The sequence below is a fragment of the Streptomyces sp. NPDC029836 genome, assembly GCF_055574495.1.
Map to the genome: position 1 here is coordinate 1 of NZ_JBVHZI010000032.1, position 18,688 is coordinate 18,688.

Annotated in this window: 14 protein-coding genes and 3 pseudogenes; 8 read left to right on the forward strand and 9 right to left on the reverse strand. The window is 68.8% G+C overall.

Annotated elements, in window-relative coordinates; all coding sequences use genetic code 11:
• Positions 1 to 189: 189 nt before the first annotated feature.
• Positions 190 to 552 (forward strand): annotated as a pseudogene (locus tag ACZ4XJ_RS37095) (M4 family metallopeptidase); the annotation flags it as partial.
• 38 nt (positions 553 to 590) lie between these two features.
• Positions 591 to 1,120 (forward strand): annotated as a pseudogene (locus ACZ4XJ_RS37100) (IS5 family transposase); the annotation flags it as partial.
• 30 nt (positions 1,121 to 1,150) lie between these two features.
• On the opposite strand, the gene ACZ4XJ_RS37105 reads toward ACZ4XJ_RS37100, so the two are convergent.
• Positions 1,151 to 2,361 (reverse strand): IS3 family transposase gene (locus ACZ4XJ_RS37105; RefSeq protein ID WP_468498845.1). Its coding sequence is split into 2 segments (ribosomal slippage): positions 1,151 to 2,067 and positions 2,067 to 2,361, totalling 1,212 coding nucleotides; the frame shifts between segments, so codons are not numbered across the junction.
• Positions 2,362 to 3,562: 1,201 nt separating this feature from the next.
• Positions 3,563 to 5,059 carry a hypothetical protein gene (locus ACZ4XJ_RS37110; RefSeq protein WP_468498846.1) on the reverse strand — a complete coding sequence of 499 codons (1,497 nt, stop codon included), beginning with the start codon at positions 5,057 to 5,059 and terminating at the stop codon, positions 3,563 to 3,565.
• A 342-nt stretch (positions 5,060 to 5,401) separates the two neighbouring features.
• Here ACZ4XJ_RS37110 and ACZ4XJ_RS37115 point away from each other — a divergent pair, with 342 nt between their 5' ends.
• On the forward strand, positions 5,402 to 6,193 hold the full coding sequence (locus ACZ4XJ_RS37115) for an ATP-dependent DNA ligase (protein ID WP_468498858.1): 792 nt from the start codon (positions 5,402 to 5,404) through the stop codon (positions 6,191 to 6,193).
• A 493-nt stretch (positions 6,194 to 6,686) separates the two neighbouring features.
• On the opposite strand, the gene ACZ4XJ_RS37120 is transcribed toward ACZ4XJ_RS37115, so the two are convergent.
• Entirely contained in the window at positions 6,687 to 7,310 is a 624-nt protein-coding gene (locus tag ACZ4XJ_RS37120; RefSeq protein ID WP_468498847.1) for a carbohydrate-binding module family 14 protein, read from the reverse strand.
• A 321-nt stretch (positions 7,311 to 7,631) separates the two neighbouring features.
• Positions 7,632 to 8,048, reverse strand: coding sequence for a DUF3052 domain-containing protein (locus tag ACZ4XJ_RS37125; RefSeq protein ID WP_468498848.1), 417 nt, complete (start codon positions 8,046 to 8,048; stop codon positions 7,632 to 7,634).
• Positions 8,049 to 9,406: 1,358 nt separating this feature from the next.
• Between ACZ4XJ_RS37125 and ACZ4XJ_RS37130 the strand changes: the two genes are divergently transcribed.
• Together ACZ4XJ_RS37130 and ACZ4XJ_RS37135 are read left to right on the forward strand one after the other, a co-directional pair.
• Complete coding sequence (locus ACZ4XJ_RS37130) at positions 9,407 to 9,748, forward strand: hypothetical protein (protein WP_468498849.1); 342 nt, start codon at positions 9,407 to 9,409, stop codon at positions 9,746 to 9,748.
• An 89-nt stretch (positions 9,749 to 9,837) separates the two neighbouring features.
• The gene (locus ACZ4XJ_RS37135; protein ID WP_468498850.1) at positions 9,838 to 10,221 is read left to right on the forward strand and encodes an ATP/GTP-binding protein; all 384 of its coding nucleotides are present in this window, start codon (positions 9,838 to 9,840) and stop codon (positions 10,219 to 10,221) included.
• 51 nt (positions 10,222 to 10,272) lie between these two features.
• Here ACZ4XJ_RS37135 and ACZ4XJ_RS37140 read toward each other — a convergent pair whose 3' ends face one another.
• The 3 genes from ACZ4XJ_RS37140 to ACZ4XJ_RS37150 all read right to left on the reverse strand — a co-directional run bounded on the left by ACZ4XJ_RS37140 (position 10,273) and on the right by ACZ4XJ_RS37150 (position 12,355).
• On the reverse strand, positions 10,273 to 10,482 hold the full coding sequence (locus ACZ4XJ_RS37140) for a hypothetical protein (protein ID WP_468498851.1): 210 nt from the start codon (positions 10,480 to 10,482) through the stop codon (positions 10,273 to 10,275).
• A gap of 387 nt (positions 10,483 to 10,869) precedes the next feature.
• Positions 10,870 to 11,451, reverse strand: a complete 582-nt coding sequence (locus ACZ4XJ_RS37145) for a DUF6368 family protein (RefSeq protein WP_468498852.1) — start codon at positions 11,449 to 11,451, stop codon at positions 10,870 to 10,872.
• Between the two features lie 334 nt (positions 11,452 to 11,785).
• Positions 11,786 to 12,355 (reverse strand): DUF6434 domain-containing protein, encoded by a 570-nt coding sequence (locus ACZ4XJ_RS37150; RefSeq protein ID WP_468498853.1) that lies wholly within the window; start codon positions 12,353 to 12,355, stop codon positions 11,786 to 11,788.
• Positions 12,356 to 12,944: 589 nt separating this feature from the next.
• Between ACZ4XJ_RS37150 and ACZ4XJ_RS37155 the strand changes: the two genes are divergently transcribed.
• Complete coding sequence (locus tag ACZ4XJ_RS37155) at positions 12,945 to 13,199, forward strand: hypothetical protein (RefSeq protein ID WP_468498854.1); 255 nt, start codon at positions 12,945 to 12,947, stop codon at positions 13,197 to 13,199.
• 944 nt (positions 13,200 to 14,143) lie between these two features.
• The gene (locus ACZ4XJ_RS37160; RefSeq protein ID WP_468498855.1) at positions 14,144 to 14,338 is read left to right on the forward strand and encodes a hypothetical protein; all 195 of its coding nucleotides are present in this window, start codon (positions 14,144 to 14,146) and stop codon (positions 14,336 to 14,338) included.
• Between the two features lie 273 nt (positions 14,339 to 14,611).
• Here ACZ4XJ_RS37160 and ACZ4XJ_RS37165 read toward each other — a convergent pair.
• Positions 14,612 to 14,811, reverse strand: a pseudogene (locus tag ACZ4XJ_RS37165) (IS5 family transposase); the annotation flags it as partial.
• Positions 14,812 to 15,041: 230 nt separating this feature from the next.
• A complete protein-coding gene (locus tag ACZ4XJ_RS37170; RefSeq protein ID WP_468498856.1) occupies positions 15,042 to 17,582 on the reverse strand; it encodes a helicase associated domain-containing protein in 2,541 nt (846 codons plus the stop codon).
• 166 nt (positions 17,583 to 17,748) lie between these two features.
• Here ACZ4XJ_RS37170 and ACZ4XJ_RS37175 point away from each other — a divergent pair, with 166 nt between their 5' ends.
• A complete protein-coding gene (locus ACZ4XJ_RS37175; protein WP_468498857.1) occupies positions 17,749 to 18,423 on the forward strand; it encodes a hypothetical protein in 675 nt (224 codons plus the stop codon).
• The last annotated feature ends 265 nt before the right edge of the window (positions 18,424 to 18,688 follow it).

Sequence of the window (18,688 nt, forward strand, 5' to 3'; positions counted from 1 at the left end):
CTCGCCGACCGCTACCGCGCCGGAGTCGTCCTGGCCTCGCTGATCCTCTGGCTCCGCGAAACCAGTCCGTGATCATTTGTCAGACACTGCCTAGGGCGGTGACCCCGCCCGAACCTGACCCACCTTTCCCCCTGCGACGTCCGGCGGGCTGACCCGAGCCCGCCGGCTTTCCCTCCCATAAGGAGACGCGTGCACCCCACGCCCAGCCGTCGTACCACCGCGACCGGCGCTCTCATCGCCACGGCCGCCCTGCTCGCCGCAAGTGTCCAGACGGGCCCCGCCACCACCGCGGACGTCCCCTGGAGCAACGCCCCGAAGACCCAGCAGGGCACCTCGGCAAACCCCGGCAGGCTCCCCGCCGAACTCACCCCCGCCGCCCGCGCCGCGCTCATCAAGGCAGCGGACGCGGGCAAGGCCTCCACCGCCCGGTCCCTCGGGCTCGGGACGCAGGAGGACCTGGTCGTCCGGGACATCGTCCAGGACCGCGACGGCACCACCCACACCCGCTACGAGCGCACCTACGCCAGCCTGCCCGTCCTCGGCGGTGACCTAGAGCGTGTCTCTTTGATGGGTTGGTCGGTTGATCGGATGTGTCTGTCCGGTTGGTGATCAGTGATGCGATGTGGGACCGGATCGAGCCGTTCATGCCGGCCGATCCGGTCCGTGGACGACGGTGGGCTGACCACCGTCGGACCCTTGAGGCCATCGCGTGGAAGTACCGAACTTGCTCGCCCTGGCGCGACCTGCCCGATGAACTCGGATCATTTCAGACCGCTCACAAGCGCCTGATCAGGTGGGCTGTCGATGGCACTTGGGAACGGATCTTCGCCGCCGTCCTTGCCGCTGCGGACGCCGATGACGACTTGGATGGGACCGTCTCCGTGGACTCCACCGTCTGCCGGGCTCACCGGCATTCGGCCGGCGCCAGGAAAAGGGGGCTCCGGGTCGATCCGAACCCGCAGATCACGCACTCGGACGCTCTCGCGGCGGCTTGAGCACGAAGGTTCACCTGGCCAGTGACGGCCAGGCACGCCCGTTAGCCATTTACGTTACTGCGGGCCAGGCCGGTGATGCACCGGCCTTCGAGGCTGTCATGGCCAGGATCCGGGTGATGCGAAGCAGGGGCCTTGACCCCTGATTCTGAACACGTCTATGCGGCTTGGGCCAGGGTAGTTGCTGCTGGTTGGAGGGCGTTCTCGTAGGCGATCGGGGATCGCTGACCGAGGCGGGAGTGCCTGCGTCGGGTGTTGTATCGGGTCAGCCAGCGGAAGGCGTCAACCCTGGCCTCACGCTCGCTCGACCAGGCCTTCCGGCCCTTGAGCGTCTCCCTTTTGAAGGCGGCGTTGAAGCTTTCCGCAGCGGCGTTGTCCGCGCTGGACCCGATCGCGCCCATGCTCTGCCGAACCCCTGCTGACCTGCAGATTTCAGCAAAAGCCCTGCTCGTATATTGCGATCCGTGATCGGTGTGAATCATCGCTCCGGTCAGGCTTCCGCGTGTCCGCTCGGCGGCCGCGAGGGCGTCGATGACCAGCTCGGTGCGCATGTGATCGGCGATCGCCCACCCGGCCAGACGGCGTGAGGCAAGGTCGATGACAGTCGCAAGGTAAAGCGGCTTCGCGCCGCTGACCGGTAGGTATGTGATGTCGCCGACGTACTTCGTGTTCACCTCGGCCGCGGTGAAGTCACGTCCGATCAGATCCGGTGCCTTCGCCCCGGCCTGGTCCGCGACGGTGGTGCGGTGCCGGCGGCGCAACCGGACTCCCTCGAGTCCGATGGCCCGCATGATCCTGGCGACGCGCTTGTGGTTGACCGCCAGGCCACCCTCGTCGCGGAGTTCGGCGGTGATCCTGGGGGCTCCGTAGGTGCCGTCGGAGTCCTGGTGGATCTTGCGTATCCGGGCCGCGAGCCTGGCTTCGACGGTCTGCCGGGCCGCTCTTGCTGATGCGGTGCGGCGCCAGTAGTAGAAGCTTGAGCGGTGCAGGCCGAGGATGTCGCAGAGCCGCTTCACGCCGTGACGGCGCTGGTGATCTTCAACGAACTGGCAGCGGTTCACCAGCGCGTCTCCGTCGCGAAATACCGGGCCGCCTTGCGCAGGATGTCGCGGGCTTCCTCCAGCTCACGGATCCTCTTGCGTGCTACGGCCAGCTCCGCCTGAACGTCCTCACCGCCGGCCTGCGAGGCGGCCGGGTGTGTCGAGTGGGAACCGGGGCGGCGCCCGTCGGCGGCCCGGATCCAGTTCCGCAGCGTTTCGGTGTTCACCCCCAGATCACCGGCGACCGACTTGATCGTCGCTCCCGGCCTCGAGCGGTACAACGCGACCGCGTCCGCCTTGAACTCGGCGGGGTCATGCTTCATCCCCACGGGGACTCCGTTCTCCTGGACCATCAAGATCCAAGTGTCTCCGGTGTCCAAAACCCGGGGTCAAGGCCCGTTTCGGGCCTGCCCAGGACGCTGTCGGCGAGACGCGAGACGCTCGTCTTGAGCTTGCCCACCGCGTGGGTGTTCGCAGCGGCAGGCTTCCGGTAGTCACCGAGGACGCCCCGGATGATGCCGCCGGCACTGTGCGTGATTCCGGTAACCGGGCTTCCCGCGCCAGCCGTCTGGCAGACTGCCGCGCGAGGCGCTGCTGCGGCCGCCGGGGTAGCGGCAGCGGCGGGGATCTGGGCGGCGCCCACCGCCCCCATCGCTCCCAGAACCGGCAGCGCCATCTGGGCGGCCAGTCTCGCCCTCATCGCTTTCGTACGCTCCACTCGCATCCCTTTCACCGTCATTGCTACCAGGCTGAAGCTTGGGCCCCGTTCGGCGCGAACCGCTTTCGGCCCAAGCGGCGCCGCCAGAATGGGCGGCGCGCCGCATGGCAAACGCCAAATCCCCTTACCAGGACACGCCGGTGATCGTCTTGTCGGGCATCAGCTCTCAGAGGGCGATAGGTGCACTTTCGCGGTATTTGGATGCAGGACATCCGATAGCCGCTGAGCGATTGACCTGCGGATTCCGGCTCGATCCCGTCGAGCGCAGCCCCACCGAGCCCGCACCGCTGCGACCGCGCTGCCGATACGCCCGAAACTGCCGGGATTGGTGACGCCATCACGGCATCATCAACTACCGCAAGAGCGCACCTATCGCCCTCTCATGACAGCCGCAACGGCCCTGATCCCAGGTCCTGCCGATCAAACTTCGATGACACATGCCCAAAGTTCGCTGGCACAGGACACCCGTGGTCGGCCACCCCACACGCCGGCTGCCTCCGCAGCTGTCGGGCGCGACACATTACGTACGTAATATCGCGAGGCTCCTGGAGCGCTGCGCCGTACGGCCGTGCCCGGCGGGCCCGCACTCGACGCCGGGGGGAGGCTGACCCGGGGGCTGGCGATGCGGAGGAGGGCTCAGTGGTGCTGCGGCCGCCGGTGGAGCCGATGCTGGCGCAGGCCTCCGAAGCGATCCCGCCCGCCCTGGCACGCCGCGGGGGAGTGGCATATGAGCAGAAGTTATGGCTGGTGTGGGGTGCTGTCCGTTGTCCGCGGCTCGGCGCCGTGGCGGGTGGTGGGCTTGTGCAGCCCTGTCATTCGGCCCCTGCGCATTGTTTGACGCCTGCGATGTCGAGTAGCTGGTGCATGAGTGGTGCGGGGAGCGCGGGATTGCTGGCCGCTGTGCACGGCATGCGGTCGCTGCCCAGAAGTTCGACGAGCCGCGCGTGGGGAAGGCGTGGGTCGGAAGCCGCGTGGCAGCGGACGACGTCGTTCGGGTCGTGGGAGAGCCTCTCCACGAGTTCTGGTGTGGCCTGCGGGTCGGACAGGGCCGCGAGCCGCAGTCGGTAGTTCGAGTCGTCCGCGAAGCGGGCCAGGCCGGGCCGGGTGAAGTTCCGGCGGGCGGCCAGCATTCCCCAACTCAGCCCTTTCCAGTTGGCGTACATCTCGATGAGCAGTTCGTGCGGGGCGTGGTCGTTCTCGCAGAGCATCAGTCTGACGAAGTAGTCCTCGTCGGCGGCCAGCCGCTCGATTACGTCGGCGGGAAGCGCGGGTGCGCACGTGACGGCCCGGCGCAGCAGGACATGGCTGGAGGCCGAGATCTCGCGTAGCGCATCTGGGTCGCCGAAGCGTTCCTGCACCCAGGCCGGTGCCCCGTAGCGGCCTTCAGGCACGGTGTAGTCGATCGCGGACCGCTGCTCTTCGGACATGGCGCGCAGGGACAGGGCGAAGCGTATGGAGGGCTCCGGGTCGGTGGCCAGCGTGAGGGCGAGCGTCGTGGGGACGTGTGGATTCCAGACGGCTCCACGGCGCAGTGAACTGTCTTCGTGGGCGACGAGGTGGACGGCCAGGTCCGCGTCGACGGGCGCGCGGTGGGCGGCGTCCTCGCGCCGTCGTTCGTCCGGCTCCACGAGGAAGTCCGCGAGTGTCGTCGGCAGGGGCATGTCGATGTGGGCGGCGCGCTCGGCCGCCTCACGTACCCGGGGGTCGGAGTCGGCCTCGGCTGCGGCTCGGACCTCGGGGCGCAGCCGCGGCCAGCTCCAGGAGTCGATGGCGCGCGCCCGGACTCTGGGGTGGGGATCCTCGGCCAGTGACAGTCGTGTCTCGTCCGGTAGGCCGGGCAACTCGATGGCATGCATCCGTATCCGGGCCTCGGGGCTGGTGGCCAGTCGTACGGTCAACTCTGTCGGCAGTTGGACGTTGTACTCACGTGCAATCATCACGGAGAACCATCGGACTTCCGGGTCGGGATCCTCGGTCAGTACGGCGAGCCCGTCGGCCGGCAGGAACTGGTTCCGAGCGACGTCCTTACGGACGTCGGGGTTGGCATAAGTGACGGCGGCTTTTATGGCCGCACGAGGCAGCTGGCTGAACCGGAGCCAGCGTCGAACGCCGTCCGGCAGAGAGTCAAGCGTGAACACGCGCCGCAATATCTCCTCCGGCGCCGACCGGTTCGTGACGAGCCCCGCGATCCACTCCGTATGCAGAGAGGTGTCGGCTTCGAGCAGCCGCAGGGCCCGGTCGCGAGCCGCCTCCGTCGATTCCGAGACGCCGAAGGCGACCTGAGCCGTCTGATCATCTTTCTCTCCCATGCGTTGATCATCTCAACCTGCACGGGCCGGATCGACCCCCCCCAGGCCGCCCGAGCTTTCCCGGCTGGGGAACTGCGGCGGACGGTCATCTGACCGACGTCGGCCCAGGCGGTCAAGAGCTCTCAGGACGACAGCGGCGGCGGGGCGAAGCTACCCGCGACATGGCCCCGGCCGAACACGAGGACAGTTCACCAGCGCATAACAGAAGTTCGACGGGCACCGTGCCCTTGTCTTCACCCCGGCCGGGCCCGGCGGGCAGGTGGTGGTGCAGACCCGGCGCGGGTCGCTGATCAGGACCGATTCCCCGACCTGGTCGCGGCCGCCGAGCAGCTCCCCGACGGGCTGGTCCTCGACGGCGAACTGCTGGTGTGGGATCCGCAGGCGGGCCGGCTGTCGTTCGAGGCGCTGCAGCGCCGGGCTGCCGCCCGCGCCCTCACCGCCCCCGCCCTCGCCGCAGCCCTGCCCGCGTACTTCGTCGCCTTCGACCTTCTGCAGCAGGACGGCGTGGAAACGATCGGCCTGCCCTACGAGGAGCGCCGCCGACGCCTGGAGGTCCTCTTCGCGGCCCGCGCCCTGACCGCCCCCTGGACGCTCTGCCCCATGACCACCGATATCACCAAGGCCCGCGAGTGGCTGGACACGTGGACCGACGTCTCCGGCGTCGAGGGCCTGGTCATCAAGAACATGAACCAGCGCTACCTCCCCCACACCCGCGCCTGGACCAAGGTGCGCCGCAGGGACACCACCGAAGCGATCATCGGCGCCATCACCGGCACCCTCACCCGACCCCAACTCCTCATCCTCGGCCGCCACGACTCCACGGGCCGACTGCGTACAGTCGGCCGCACCGTTCCCCTGCGCCCGGACCAGGCCCGTCAGGTCGCCGAACACCTTACGCCCGCCGCCCCCGGCCATCCGTGGACCGGGGTCCGCTTCGCGTCCACGTGGGGATCTGGCGACGTTTTGGACGCCGTCCTCGTCCGGCCCGAGCAGGTGGCCGAGATCAGCGCGGACCGAGCCATCGACCGCGGCGGCGTCCACCGCCACCCGGTCCGCTTCAAGCGGCTGCGCCTGGACGTCACGGCGGGCGACGTGCCGTCGTTCGGGACCGGCTCAGCGGCGGCCGCCGGCTGATCCTGGGTAGCGGACCGGATCGGCGAAGATGCCGTTCCGTCGCCGACGGACGGTACGCGGGCACGGCGACGTCCACCTGGACCGTCCGCTGGCAGGCCCCGGCCCTCGGGGACGCCGGTGAGTTCACCGAAAGTCGGCGGACCGCGTTCACGGTCGACGTCCGCGAGGTGCAGGTTCTCGGAAGCCGCTGACCTGCACTGGGGAGGTTATCGGTGATGTTTTCGGTGAGGTTTTCGACAACCTCACCGGGCACTCGGTGAAGTCACCCGGGGGTCGGGCCGGTACCGAGAACGCGTCGGCCCGCGCCGCGGGCGGGCGGAGCGGTGACGGCCTGGACGTCGGCCGCCCGCTCGGCCGCGCGGGACGCCCTCCCGGGCGCGGGAAGGCTGCGGATCATCGGACTCGGGGCGGGGGCCGGTGCCGAGCCGGCTGTCCGATGACGGTGAACCTGGACTGTTTGTCACCGAAGTTGGATCACGGTGTGGCGGGTGGCTCAGGCGAGGGAGCCGACTGCGTCTGCGGCTTGCCAGCCACCGTCTTCTTCCGGGTTCGCGGATCCGCCGGCGAATGTGGCGGTGAAGCTTTTGCTGGAGGCGTCGGGGAACACGTCGCAGGTGGCGACGCCTTGGTTGTCGGTGTACGCCTCACAGAGCCGCCGGCCCTTGTCGTCGGTGAAGGTGATCCGCGCCGCCTCCACGGGCCGGCCGCCGAGGTCCCTGGTGGCGGTCAGAGCCTTCACCACGCCCGGGGTGCCCTGGGTGCGGAGGTCGCCCGCGGTCAGGGTGGGCCGAACGTTGCTGCCTTCGCGGTAGTCGCAGCGGGACTTTGCGGGGTCGGGGCCGCTGTTGGCCACGTAGAACAGGCGCTGCCCGTGGTGGCCCTTTGCGCAGGGCATGGCGTAGACGTGCTGGTGGGCGACGCATGCGATGTACCCGCTGCTGTCGTTGGGGTCGGGGTAGTTCCCGTCCTCGTTGTCAGAACAGTCGAAGTGGGCGGCTGTCACCGGGCCCCCCTCAGCCGGAGCGCCGCTTGCCCCGCTGGTGGCGGCCTGAGCGGGAACGGCAATGCCGACGAAGGCGGTCAGGGTGAGGGCCGATGCCGCGATCAGTTTCTTCATGACGTGATCAACGCCGCCCACCACGAACCGTCACTCACGTCCGATCCAACTTTGATGGCAAACGATCCAGATTCGATGACACGGGACAGCAGGTCGGCGCCGCTCCGGGCGCCCCGGCCGCGGGCCCGACTTGGCGTCACGCTGCCGGAGGGTAATGGACCGTCGCAGGTCAGCGCGTTGCAGGAACCTCCGCCGAAGCGGTGGCCCGGCACGCTGTCGGTCCCTCAGTCCCCCCTGTCAGTCGATCTTGACCGATTGCCAAGTGATCTTGAGTGGCGGCGGCCCCGGCCTGGTCGTGTCCGCGCCCCGGCCAGTGGGGTCTCAGCGGCGGGCCTTGGCGGCCTTGGGGGAGACGAGGCGCAGGCCGGTCCAGTCGGCGCTGACGCTGACAGAGGAGGTCTGCGCGAGGCCGGCGGTGGGAGCGGCTTCGGCGATGTCGGAGGGCTCGACGTACCCATCGCGGCCGGTCTTGGGCGCGAGTACCCAGATCGCCCCGTCGTTCGCCAGCTGGCCGGTCACGTCGACGAGCGCGTCCACCAGGTCGCCGTCGTCCTCACGCCACCACAGCAGAACCATGTCGACGACCTGTTCGGCGTTCTTGTCGAGGAGCTTGGTTCCGGTGCGCTCCTCCACCGAGGCCCGCAGCGTCTCGTCAGAGTCCTTGCCCCGCCCCAGCTCCTGGACCACCATGCCCGGTTCGACCCCGAGCCTGTCCGCCACACTCACCGTGCTTGTCATCTGAACACTCCCTCGCTTGATGTGGGCGACTGCCGGATCGCCGGAATCCATGGCCGGTCCGGCCCCGCTCCGCTCTCCGGCAGACATGGCGCGATCCTGTGGGCCACGTCGCCACCATCATGACGAACCCGGAACGTGCTCAAGCCGAAGACGGCACCGAAGGCCACGAACGAGTTACTCGGTCCTGTCAGCCGTTGCGCGCCGCCGCCTCGACACGCGTCCCGTCGCCAGGCGGCTCCCGGTCCAAGCGGAGACACCCTGCGCTGCTCCCGGGGTGCTCCGGCTCTGGCACGGTGGGCCCCTTGGCCGGTCAAGATCTCTTGGCAATCGGTTAAGATCACCTGCCAAGAGGACACTCGGCGACCGCTGGATCGTCCTCGTCGGTGATGACCCCCGCCGCCTGCAATCTCTCGCGACGCCAGCAGCAGATCGACCTTGACCTGCGGCGGTCCAACTTCGCTGTCACGAACTGCGTTCGGTCCATCTTCGGTGGCAATCGGTCCATGATCGCCGTCACAGGACACCGGCGACGCGTGCTGCTCATCGGTCCATTCTCCCGGCTTGGTTGGCGTCACGTGAAGGCGTCACGCGGTGACGCCTTCTGAACGGGAGAGTCGTTGGCGGTACGCGCGGGTTCGGCATCGTGGCGAGCAGTACACGGCGTCCACCCGCTTGCGGTTCCCGCCCGTGACCTCACCGACGACCCACCGGCCATTGCAGATCGGGCATCGAACCTTCGGCCGGTGGTACGGGCGGCCCTCTCGTAGCGCGGCGGCGAACTGGACATTGCTCCGCCACCACTCCTCGCGCTCCCTCTTCCAGCGCCATGCCTTCGTACGGCAGGTAGCCGAGCAGTACCGGCGTGATCGGCGGCTGCCCTCGGGCAGGGCGGCACCGCATTGACTGCATTGGGGGACGATCTTCCTCGGTACGGTTCCAGGATCCTCCCGGTTGTCCTCCCCGATCAGGACCCCGACCGCGGTGAGTGCGGGCGGCATGCCGGTTACGGGTTACCGGTTACAGCCCCCCGCGTGTGTGGGTTCGCGCTGCTCAGGGCGGGCCGGGGGCGGCTTCCTCGGCTTGTAACCGGTAACTCGTAACCGGGTGGGTGGACACACAACGGGGGTGGTTCCCGGGGTTCGCACGGGCGGCCCGAGGCGTGTCCGGGCTCCGGCCCGGTCGTTGGAGAAGCCGGGATACCGCCCGGAGCCTTCACGGTTCCCCCACCCGGCGCCGGGGCGGCCGTGTGGTCCCGACACCCCACACCCTTCGCGTCCTGATCTGCGCCCGGGGGAGTGGTTTCCGCAGTGAACCGGTTCTCTGCCGGTCCGTGAAGTGATGAAGACGAGGGAGCCGGCATGGTCACCGTGAACGTTCGCTACATCCCGCCGGGACGGATGGGGTCCGATGGGGTGTGTCTGACGTTGCATGCCGTCGAAGGGGCTCGTATCGAACTCCGGCTGGACGCTGAAGAAGCCCACAGGGATGAGTCCCTGGATGAGCCCGAGGAAATCCGCTACACGATCGCCCAGGCCTGCGACGCGGGCATCATCCGCAAGAAGGCCGGCACGGCTCGCCAGTTCAAGTCCGCCTGGATCGCAGCGGGCAAGCCCTTCCCGTCGGGAAGAATTATCAAGGGTGTGGCCCACTACACCCGCGAGGAACTCGAATCGGTCTTCCCGGAGCCGGCGCCTGCTTGAGCCGGCGGCAGTAGGCCCGGCTCGGGTGGGGCTCGCCCGGCGAAGGCCTCCGGGCCAGCCCGAGGGCGGCCGGGGCGTACGTGGTCGGGATGCCGATGTGGATGTGGGTGACCCGGGGCCCGACGACGTTCGGCCCGAACACGGCGTCGGCCTCGGCGGGCGGCGTCACGGTCACCGCGACGGCCACCGTGTCGTCCATCGCGTGGGCGATGGGCGACGGCACCACGATCACCTGTACCGGCCCCGGCACCCCCTATGACGCCTCACGGGGCAAGACCATGTCGCCCGACTGCGGCCACATGTACAAGATGCCGTCATCCGTCGCCGGCGGACGGTACGCGGGCACGGCGACGTCCACCTGGACCGTCCGCTGGCAGGCCCCGGCCCTCGGGGACGCCGGTGAGTTCACCGAAGGCCGGCGGACCGCGTTCACGGTCGACGTCGGCGAGGTGCAGGTTCTCGGAGCCCGCTGACCTGGACCGGGGAGGTTATCGGTGACGTTATCGGTGATGTTTTCGGCAACCTCACCGGGCACTCGGTGAAGTCACCGCGGGGGTCGGGCCGGTACCCAGGACACGGCGGCCGGTGCCGCGGGCGGCGGGAGCGGTGACGGCCTGGACGTCGGCCGGCCCCTCGGCGGCGAGCCGGGCGCGCGGAACGTCATCCCGGGCGCGGGACGGCTGCGGATCGTCGGACTCGGGGCCGGTACCGAGCCGGCGACGCGTGGTGTTCACCCGGGTCATTCTCCCGGCCCCCGACCCCGACCGGCGGTGAGGACGGGCGGCCGGCGCGAGTTACCGGTTACCGGTTACAGCCCCCGCGTGTGCGGGTTCGCGCTGCTCAGGGGCTGGGGCGGGGTTCTCCCGGCCGGTAACCGGTAACCCGCCGGCGGGACTGGTGTGACTCGCAGCGATATCTGTCACCGAGCAGGGGATCTGACCGGGTCCTCTCGGTCGAGTTCGCAGCGATAGCCGTCACCAGTTGCTCGGGCTAGTTGTCACAGGGTTCGTGTTCGCAGTCGGGTTGTCACCAATCGAAGGAATCCACCAGTACGCGACAGCACGCGACCGCGAGTGGCGACCTGCACCGTGAGCCGGGACGCGACGATCGACGCTGAAGCGCTACTTGATCAAGTGGAAGTCGGGATGCTGCAGCCAGGCTTCCAGAAACTCCACGTCTCCCACATGTCGAAGCCGCCGGCCCCCACCGCCGGTGTCATAAGAGACCTCCGTAAGCCTTCCCGGGAGGGCTGACGCCAGTGCTCTCGCCCGGGTCAGGACTGCCTCGTTGCTCGCGTCCTCTCCCGTGGTGCGGTGACCACCCAAGAGGCCGTCGAAATCGACCAGCACATCGAGGCGGCGGGTGAGAGCGAGCGTCAGGTGCCCGAGCAGCACGTGGTTTACCGGACCCGAGCAGCCGGCGCCGACTATCAGCCCCTGCACTGGTGGCCGCGAGAAGGCCGAGTAGTCCTCGTCCTCGGCAGGCATCTTCTCGTCCTTCGACAGGAAGAACACACCGACGTCGGCCGGGTCGAAGGCCCGGAGGCCCAGGGCCGAAGTGTCTCGCACCCAGAAGTCCACGTCGCCGCCGGCCTTGGCCTCCACGGGTTCACAGAAGGTCTCCAACCACGGGACCACATCGGCCAGGATGTCCGCGAACCCGCGTGGTTCGAAGAGCCACAGTCCAATTGCCGGTCCCGACATACCGCCCCCAGAGCCTCGTGGCCCAAGTGTCACTGGGACCCGGTTCTACCAGGTCCCGACGGCAGACGTCTGATCGTTGTTGGCCACAGCCCAAGCTCAAGATCGATTCCAGTGCTGGAGCGCTCCGGTTCCGACAAGCATGACCTGGTTCAGCTAGCCCGTTGTCCTGTCGCATTCCAGTTGCCAGGTCGTGCGGTTCTGACCTGCAGGGCTGCCAGACGGTCCGGTAATGCGGTCCGGTGTCATTCTCGGACGAGTTGGCCTTCTCGGAAGGAATCGCGCGGCGGGGATCCGATTCCCGGGCACTCGGCGCCCAGACATAGCTGTGGACCGGTCACCCCGCGGCCGGGCGACGAGGCTGGTCGCGGTGAGCGCGCCAGGCGGCGAGCGCTTCGGCACGGCTGCCGGCCGGATGCTCGGCATGCCAGTCACGCAGAAAGCGGTTGAGCTCAAACTGCGAGCCGATCTCCTGAAGTTGGACAGCGGCCTGGCGCGTGGCGTGCCAGTGGGCGATGGCATCTGCCAGGGTGCGCCCTGCACCTTCGGCTACAAATGTCCGCATGTAGGCGTCGAAGTGGAAGCCCTGGCCGATCTCGCGGCGGAAGTACTCACGCAGCACCTGACTGCACCGCTGGCCCTCGGGAATCACGGTGAACCCGTTCACTGGTGCGGCGAGCTGGCGGCCGGCGCTGCGCGCCCGGGGCGGTGCGGCCAGCGGGGCGACGCCTTCCAATGCGGCCCGTAGCCGGTCCGTCAGTGCCGCCTTCCCACCGCCCCGCGGCACGCCGAGCTCGCGGGCAAGCACGGTCAGCTCGGCCAGCGTCCAGTACCAGCGGGACAACTCGTCCCCGCTCAACGCCGCACTCAGCTCTGGTCGCGTCTCAGCACCCGTATTCGAACTCATGTCCCCATGATAGGAGAGGTGGTACGCCCGGCGTTCGACGAGACGAACCGGCGGCCCACCGCGACGCGGTGAGAATCTGGCGACTCGGATGAGACCGAGTGGGAATCCGCCAGCTGCACTGGGACAGGACACCCGTCACGGCTCACCACTCGACGGCTACGGACGGCTGGTGACAGAAATCCCTGCGAAGTGACAGTTATCGCTGCGAGTCACAACTGGGCAAGCCTCGCCGGGCCGCGCTGCTCGGGGTTGCACCGGAGGGGGGCTCCACAGTTGCTTGGAGAGGTGCTCTGGGCGGGGGACCGGGAGTGTGACCGGAGGTGGGACCCCCCAAAGTCGATGATCTTCCATCACCGCAGTTCAGGGGCCGTGGGCAAGCCCCTTTCGTAAAACGACACCTCTTTGTACGCGTGAGCCGGACGAAGAGGTTGATCCGGTGGGACCGGTCGGGGCGGCCCGCCCGGCGGCGGATCCGTCCGCATCCCCCGCGTCCGCCAGGAGTCGCTCAGGAACCGGTCCTGACCCCGTTGTTCGCAACGGGCCCCACCGGAACGGTCTGTGGTGGGAGCGTGGCGGGATGGAACGTGGGATGAAGTCGCGGGTGTACGGGTCGGGGCCGGGGGAGCCGGCGGGGCCGACGGCCGGGCACGAGTACGTCGACCTGGTCGGCGGCCCGCTCGATGGGCAGCTGCTCGACGTGACCGGCTGGACGGCTGCGGATCGGGCGGGAGGCGCGCTCCTGATCGCCGATCTCGGCCTGTACGGGCCGGGAGGCCGCGCCGACTACGCCCCCGACGACGATGCCGCCGGCGGCCCGTTCCGGTGGCGCGGCGACACGGCCTGAACCCCCGCCTCCTTGCTCGACGGAGGGGGGAAGCATCGGGGGAACCATGGGGGGAAATAGAGGGGGAACCTAGAGGGGGAAGCATGGGGGAAGGTGACTCTGGTGATGTTCCGCGTTGTGGCTGGTCAGGTGCCGTTCTGCGGGTGGTGAGTTTCCGGACTTTCTCTTTATGGGTTCTTGTGGGTAGTTGATTGGTTTCTGGTTGCTGGGTTGCTCGTGGGTGTTGGTCGGGTTGTCTGGTTCTCGGTTGGGTGTTCGGTCATGCCTGCTGCCTGTGTTGAAGTCCCTGCCGTTGCTGCCCGCAGGTGATCCCTTGGCTGTGTTGAGTTCCTGAGTCCCTGAGTCCCTGAGTTCTTGAGCCCGTGAGTTCCTGGCGGTTGTGCCCGCAGGTGGCCGTGTACGGGTCTCTGATGGTTGTGCCTGGGTAGGTTCGGGTTCAGTCCGTGCCGACATGGGTGTGCGGGTCAGGACCGGTGCCCAGAGCGCTCTGGTGCAGTACGACCGGACCGACTTCGGCCCCGCTGCATCACGGTGCAGCGGGGCCTTGTCGTTCGGGTGCGGGTGGATGAAGGGGTTCACGTTCAACCCTCGCGTGTCCCGGCCGGCAATCCGGGCGGGCGCGGGGAGTCCGGGCGGGGCGGCACTCTCGACGCGTCGGGGGGCGTGCCGCCCGCACTCCCACGGTACGCCCGCCAAGCCCGGTGGAGCCCGCCCTCTTACACCTGGTCCAGCCGTCATTCAATAGCCGCCGCACGGCTTTGAGCTGCGAAGACATCGGCCGCCTTTTATTGAATGGGCCCGCGTGCGGTGATCAGGTGAGGACGTCGCCCGGCGGGTTGCGTAGCTAACCCCCGCCCGTCGCACCCTGCTGTCCGACCGGCCCGGGACGCGAAGCCGCCCCGGCCGGTCCACGCTCCGCCCCCACCGCATGCCGAGACCTTGGCATGCCCGACGAAGGGAACACCGTGTCCTCGCTCGCCCTGGCCGTCCTGCTGCTTCTGGTCCTCGTGACGCTGCTCCTGGCGGGCTGCGTCGGCTACGTCGCCCACCGCCACCCGACCCTGGCCGTGCCGATCACGGCGGCCGGGATGGCCGTCGCCCTGGTCGTCGCCTGCCTCGGTCTCATCGCAGCTCGCTGAAAGAGCGTTTTGTCCTGGGGTAGGTGTTTGGAAACCCACGGGGCGACGGGGAGCCGTGGCTGTCCTGCAGGTTCAATGTGGGCGTGGATGACGCGTTGTGGAGCAGGCTGTCGCCTGAGGTGCGAGTAGAGCTGGATGAACTGATCACCGCTGGGTGCACTGTGCAGGCCGTCAGGGTGATGCGTGGGCACGTCGGTCCGACGAGGCTCGGTCTCTGGGGATGCCTTGGGGCACTGCAGGACCGCGCCGATGTGCTGGAGGTGTCGGGGCCGCTCAGGAGCCGCGCCAGTTCGGAATGACTTCGCGGGTGAGACGGCGGCTCATTAGGCCGATCATCGCCCGCTTGATCATGGCTCCGGAGCGGTGGGGGTGGGTTTCGTAGTCGCGGGCGAGGCGTCGGTGGTGCATGAGCCAGCCGACCGTCTCTCCACGACCGAGCGGTGCGGGATGACCTTGAAGCCTTTTCTGGGCGGGGTCGCGGTAGGTGACTGGTTGCCAGAGGGCCGCCAGAAGGACGAATAGCCCGCCTGAAGATGAACCGCCCGCTCCGCACGAAGCGCGGGCTCCAGCGATCCGATGGGGAAACCTTGACCACCATCGCCCCGAAGGGGGTCAAGGGCTTGCCCACCTTCCGAATGCCGGGTGGGCAAGCCTTAGGCCTGCCTGGGCAAGCCCCCCGCGCCCAGGCTTGCCCACCCCGGCGTCAGGGGCCGGTCGCCGCCCACTCGACGCCGAGCTCGGCGAGCGCGGCCAGCTGCTCCGGGGCCAGCCGCTCCCGCCGCTGCTTCTGGTTCACGACCCAGACCCCGGTCCGGTGCGAGGTCCCGTCGGGGAGCTCCTCGACGTGACCACGCCCCGGAACGCCCCCGCCCTCGCCCTCGCGTTTCCGGTACTGCGCGAGGGCCTGAATGCCCGTCTGGAACGCGGCCGCGCCGCGCCCGGCCGGGACGGCCCCGGCCGTCTTCGCGGGCGTCTGACGGGCCCGTGGGGCTTTCTTCACGCCGAGCTCGGTGAGTCGGGCCCGCTGTCCCTCGGTGAGCCGGTCCCAGTCGCGGCGTTGGGTGGTGAGCCAGCGGCCGACGTCCTGGCCGTGTCGAGTCACCCCCGGGACGATCGCGGACAGCCGGGCCCCCTCGGCCAGGAGTTGGGCGAGGTAGGCGTGGTGGCGTTGCCAGTCGACGGTCCAGCCGCGTTCGGCGGGGTTCCAGTCCTCGTCGATCGCGGCCAGCGCCGCGGCTCGGCGTTCGGCCCGTACGGGGTCCTTGCCGAGTCCGCCGGGCCGGCGGACGTTGGTGAGCCACTGCCCGACCGCGACGTCCAGGGCGGTCGCGTGCCGCGGCGCGGCGAGCGTCCCGTGGAGTTCGTGGTAGGCCCGCGCGGCGCCCAGGTTCCGCTCGAAGCCGGCGTCGGCGGTGTCCCACACGATCCCCAGGGCCTCCAGCTCGGCCGCCCGTTCCCCGGACATCTGTCCGGCCCGGAGCGCGCGCCGCTGGTCGGAGAGCCAGCGTCCGAGGGGGTAGGCGCCCTCGATGTGGTCGTACGGGACCTCCAGCCCACCTTCGCGCTCCTGGTACCGCAGGGCGGCTTCCAGACCCCTCCTCCAGTCCTGGCGTTCGGTGTTCAGGACCTGATAGTTGATCCACTTCGCGATCAACGCGGGATCACGCGGAGCGGCGAACCGGAGCAGCAGCCGTGATTCCTCCTCGCCGTCGGCAGGCGGTTTGCCGATCGTGGGCGACGGCTGAACCACACGCTTCTGATTCTCCTGGGGAATGGCCAGCATTTCGACCGCGCGTTCATCGTGCGCCCGAAGTCCATTCAGGACCCGAATCAGCGGCCCGTACGATTTCGACGTGAGAATGTCCTCGGGATCCTCATCGTGCCGCAGGAAAACAGGCACGATCAACGTGGCCATTTTCCCCTCCCCGGGCTTTTGCCGCAGCGCCCGGCCGATGGCCTGGACGATGTCGACAGCGGACCCCTTGGGGTCGATGAGGGCGACGGAGTCCACGGCCCGGATGTCGACTCCTTCACCCAGGACCCGACAGTTCGCGAGGATCGCGCGGCCGGCGCGGCGGCCGAAGTCGGCGAGGACGGCGGATCGGTGCTCCATCTCGTGCTCCCCGCGCAGCCACCCCGTCCACACGCTCTCGGGATGCCGGCCGGGATCGGTGGCGTGCAGCCGGCGCGCCACCCGATCCAACCCCTCGGCGAAGGCCTGCGCCTCGACCGTCCGGTGATGGAACGTGATCGTGGTCTTCAGGTCGTGCTCGGCCATGGTCTCCAGCAGGGTCGTCTGGACGGCCGCGAGCCGCTCACCCCGCAGCCGCTCCTCGTAGCGTTCCTCGCCGTAGAGCCGCTGCGGGGTCACCACGGGGTCGGTGAGCTCGGCGACCACGATCTGATACCGGGCCAGCAGCCCCCGGGAGATCGCGTCCGCGAGCGACAGTTCGTAGACCACCGGCCCGAACACTCGCGCGTCGTCCATTGAGCAAGCCATTTCCTGGGGCAGACGGTCGCATCGATGCCTCGGGACGTACGTCCGCCCCTCGGCCTCCGCCTCCTCGCGCCGTGCCTCCTCGACCTGCCGGCGCTCCTCGTCGGCCCGCCGCCGCTCCAGCTCCTGCGCCGGGGTCCGGGGTGGACGCTCCATCCAGATCCTCGGGGTGGCGGTCATGTACAGCCGGCGCCGCGCGGGGATCACCTCCTGGCGGTGCACGTCCGCCCATGCCTTCCCCGCCGACCCGGACGTCCGGTGCGCCTCGTCCACCACCACGAGGTCGAAGGGCTCCATCGGCAACCCGTACTCCCCGCCGAACGTCTCGGCGATCACCCCGAGGGAGGAATAGGTGGCGTAGACGGTGACCTGCCCGTGGCCGTGCCAGAGTCCGAGCTGGGGCGCCGACGTCGTCGCGCGCACGCCCAGGGCCCACAGGGTGGGGTCGTCCTCCAGCGAGCACACCGCGGCCGCGGGCCCGTTGTGGCCGGCAAGCCGCCACTCCCGGGCCGTCTGCGTGAGCAGATCCAGCGTCGGCAGCAACACCAAGACCCGCCCGTGCCGGGCCAGACGAAGCGCCGCCGCAGCCGCGATGAACGTCTTCCCGGTCCCGCATGCCGCCACCACCGTGGCCCGTAGACCAACCTCCGGAATTCGTTTCCCGGGCGGAATTTCGAGCCCTCTGACAATCGCCTCCACGGCTTCTTCCTGGTGAGGGTGAAGTACGATGTCACCAGTCGTCTGCATTTTGGTACCCTCGGGATTTCGAAGCGGGCTCCGGCCTACGGGAGGGGCCAAGATCTCGGGATTTTACACAGTAGATAATCCTGTGATGCATACTTGCGACTGTACTGGATGCCGCTCGCCCAGAGGGATCCTTCCGGCCAGACGAACATGAGTAAGGGGCGCCACCATGCATGACCCGCGAGCCGAGACCGAGTACCTGTCGTCCGACTTCGGGGTCACGATGGTGGGGTCGTCCTTCCACAATGACTGGTCCTCGAACGCCGCGACTGCCAGTGACCACATCGCGGCACTTTGGGGGCCGGAGGGTGATCCGGGCTGGTTGCTTCTGATCATTGAGGACATCCTGCGTCTGCGAGATTCCGGACTCACCGGGAAGGAACTCAATCTGCTGTGGAGAACCACCGATGGTGGTCCGATGGGCGGGTCCCCGGAGATCCGCGGCAACGAGCGTGAGTGGCTGGACGAGATGCTGTCGGTTGTGGCCCCGGCCGCACGGAGACGAGGGGCGCCGCCAGCCTCCTGTTCGGCATATACCGAGTGCGTTCCGGATGGCAGGAGTCCCTCAGCCATGGAACATCGACGACTGACGGCAGAGGTGGTGGAACTCATTGGCTTGCTCGACCAGGACGGGAACTACGCCCCTCTGGCAGTCACTCAGGAGGCCTTGAGGCGGTGCGCCGAGTCGGTATGCGCCGAGTTGGCCTTCCGGTTCCTGCTCAGGGCCGCCGCCGGGGAGTTCCTTTCGGGTTTGACCCCGGAACTGCACAGGCGGGTGAAACGCCTGAGCAGGGAGTTTGGTCACGGCCCATATGTGGTGGAGATGGATCACCTCCTGCAGTGAGCCGACGGTGTCCTGGCGGCGAAGCCGGAAGGACCGGGGTGGGGGAGCGGAGCGGACCCACCGGGCCGTAGGCCCGGAACCCCGTGAAACGGGGTCACCCGTGCCCGCGTAGCGGGCCATTCGGGCGAAGCCCGAACCTGTCCGGAGCGGAGCTCCGGACACCCGGCCCGACGGGCCGTCCTTGGTCGGGGCGCAGCCCCGAGCGCCGAGCGCAGTGAGGCGTTTCTCTCCTACGCGCGCAGCGCGTAGGGACCCGCTCCGCGGG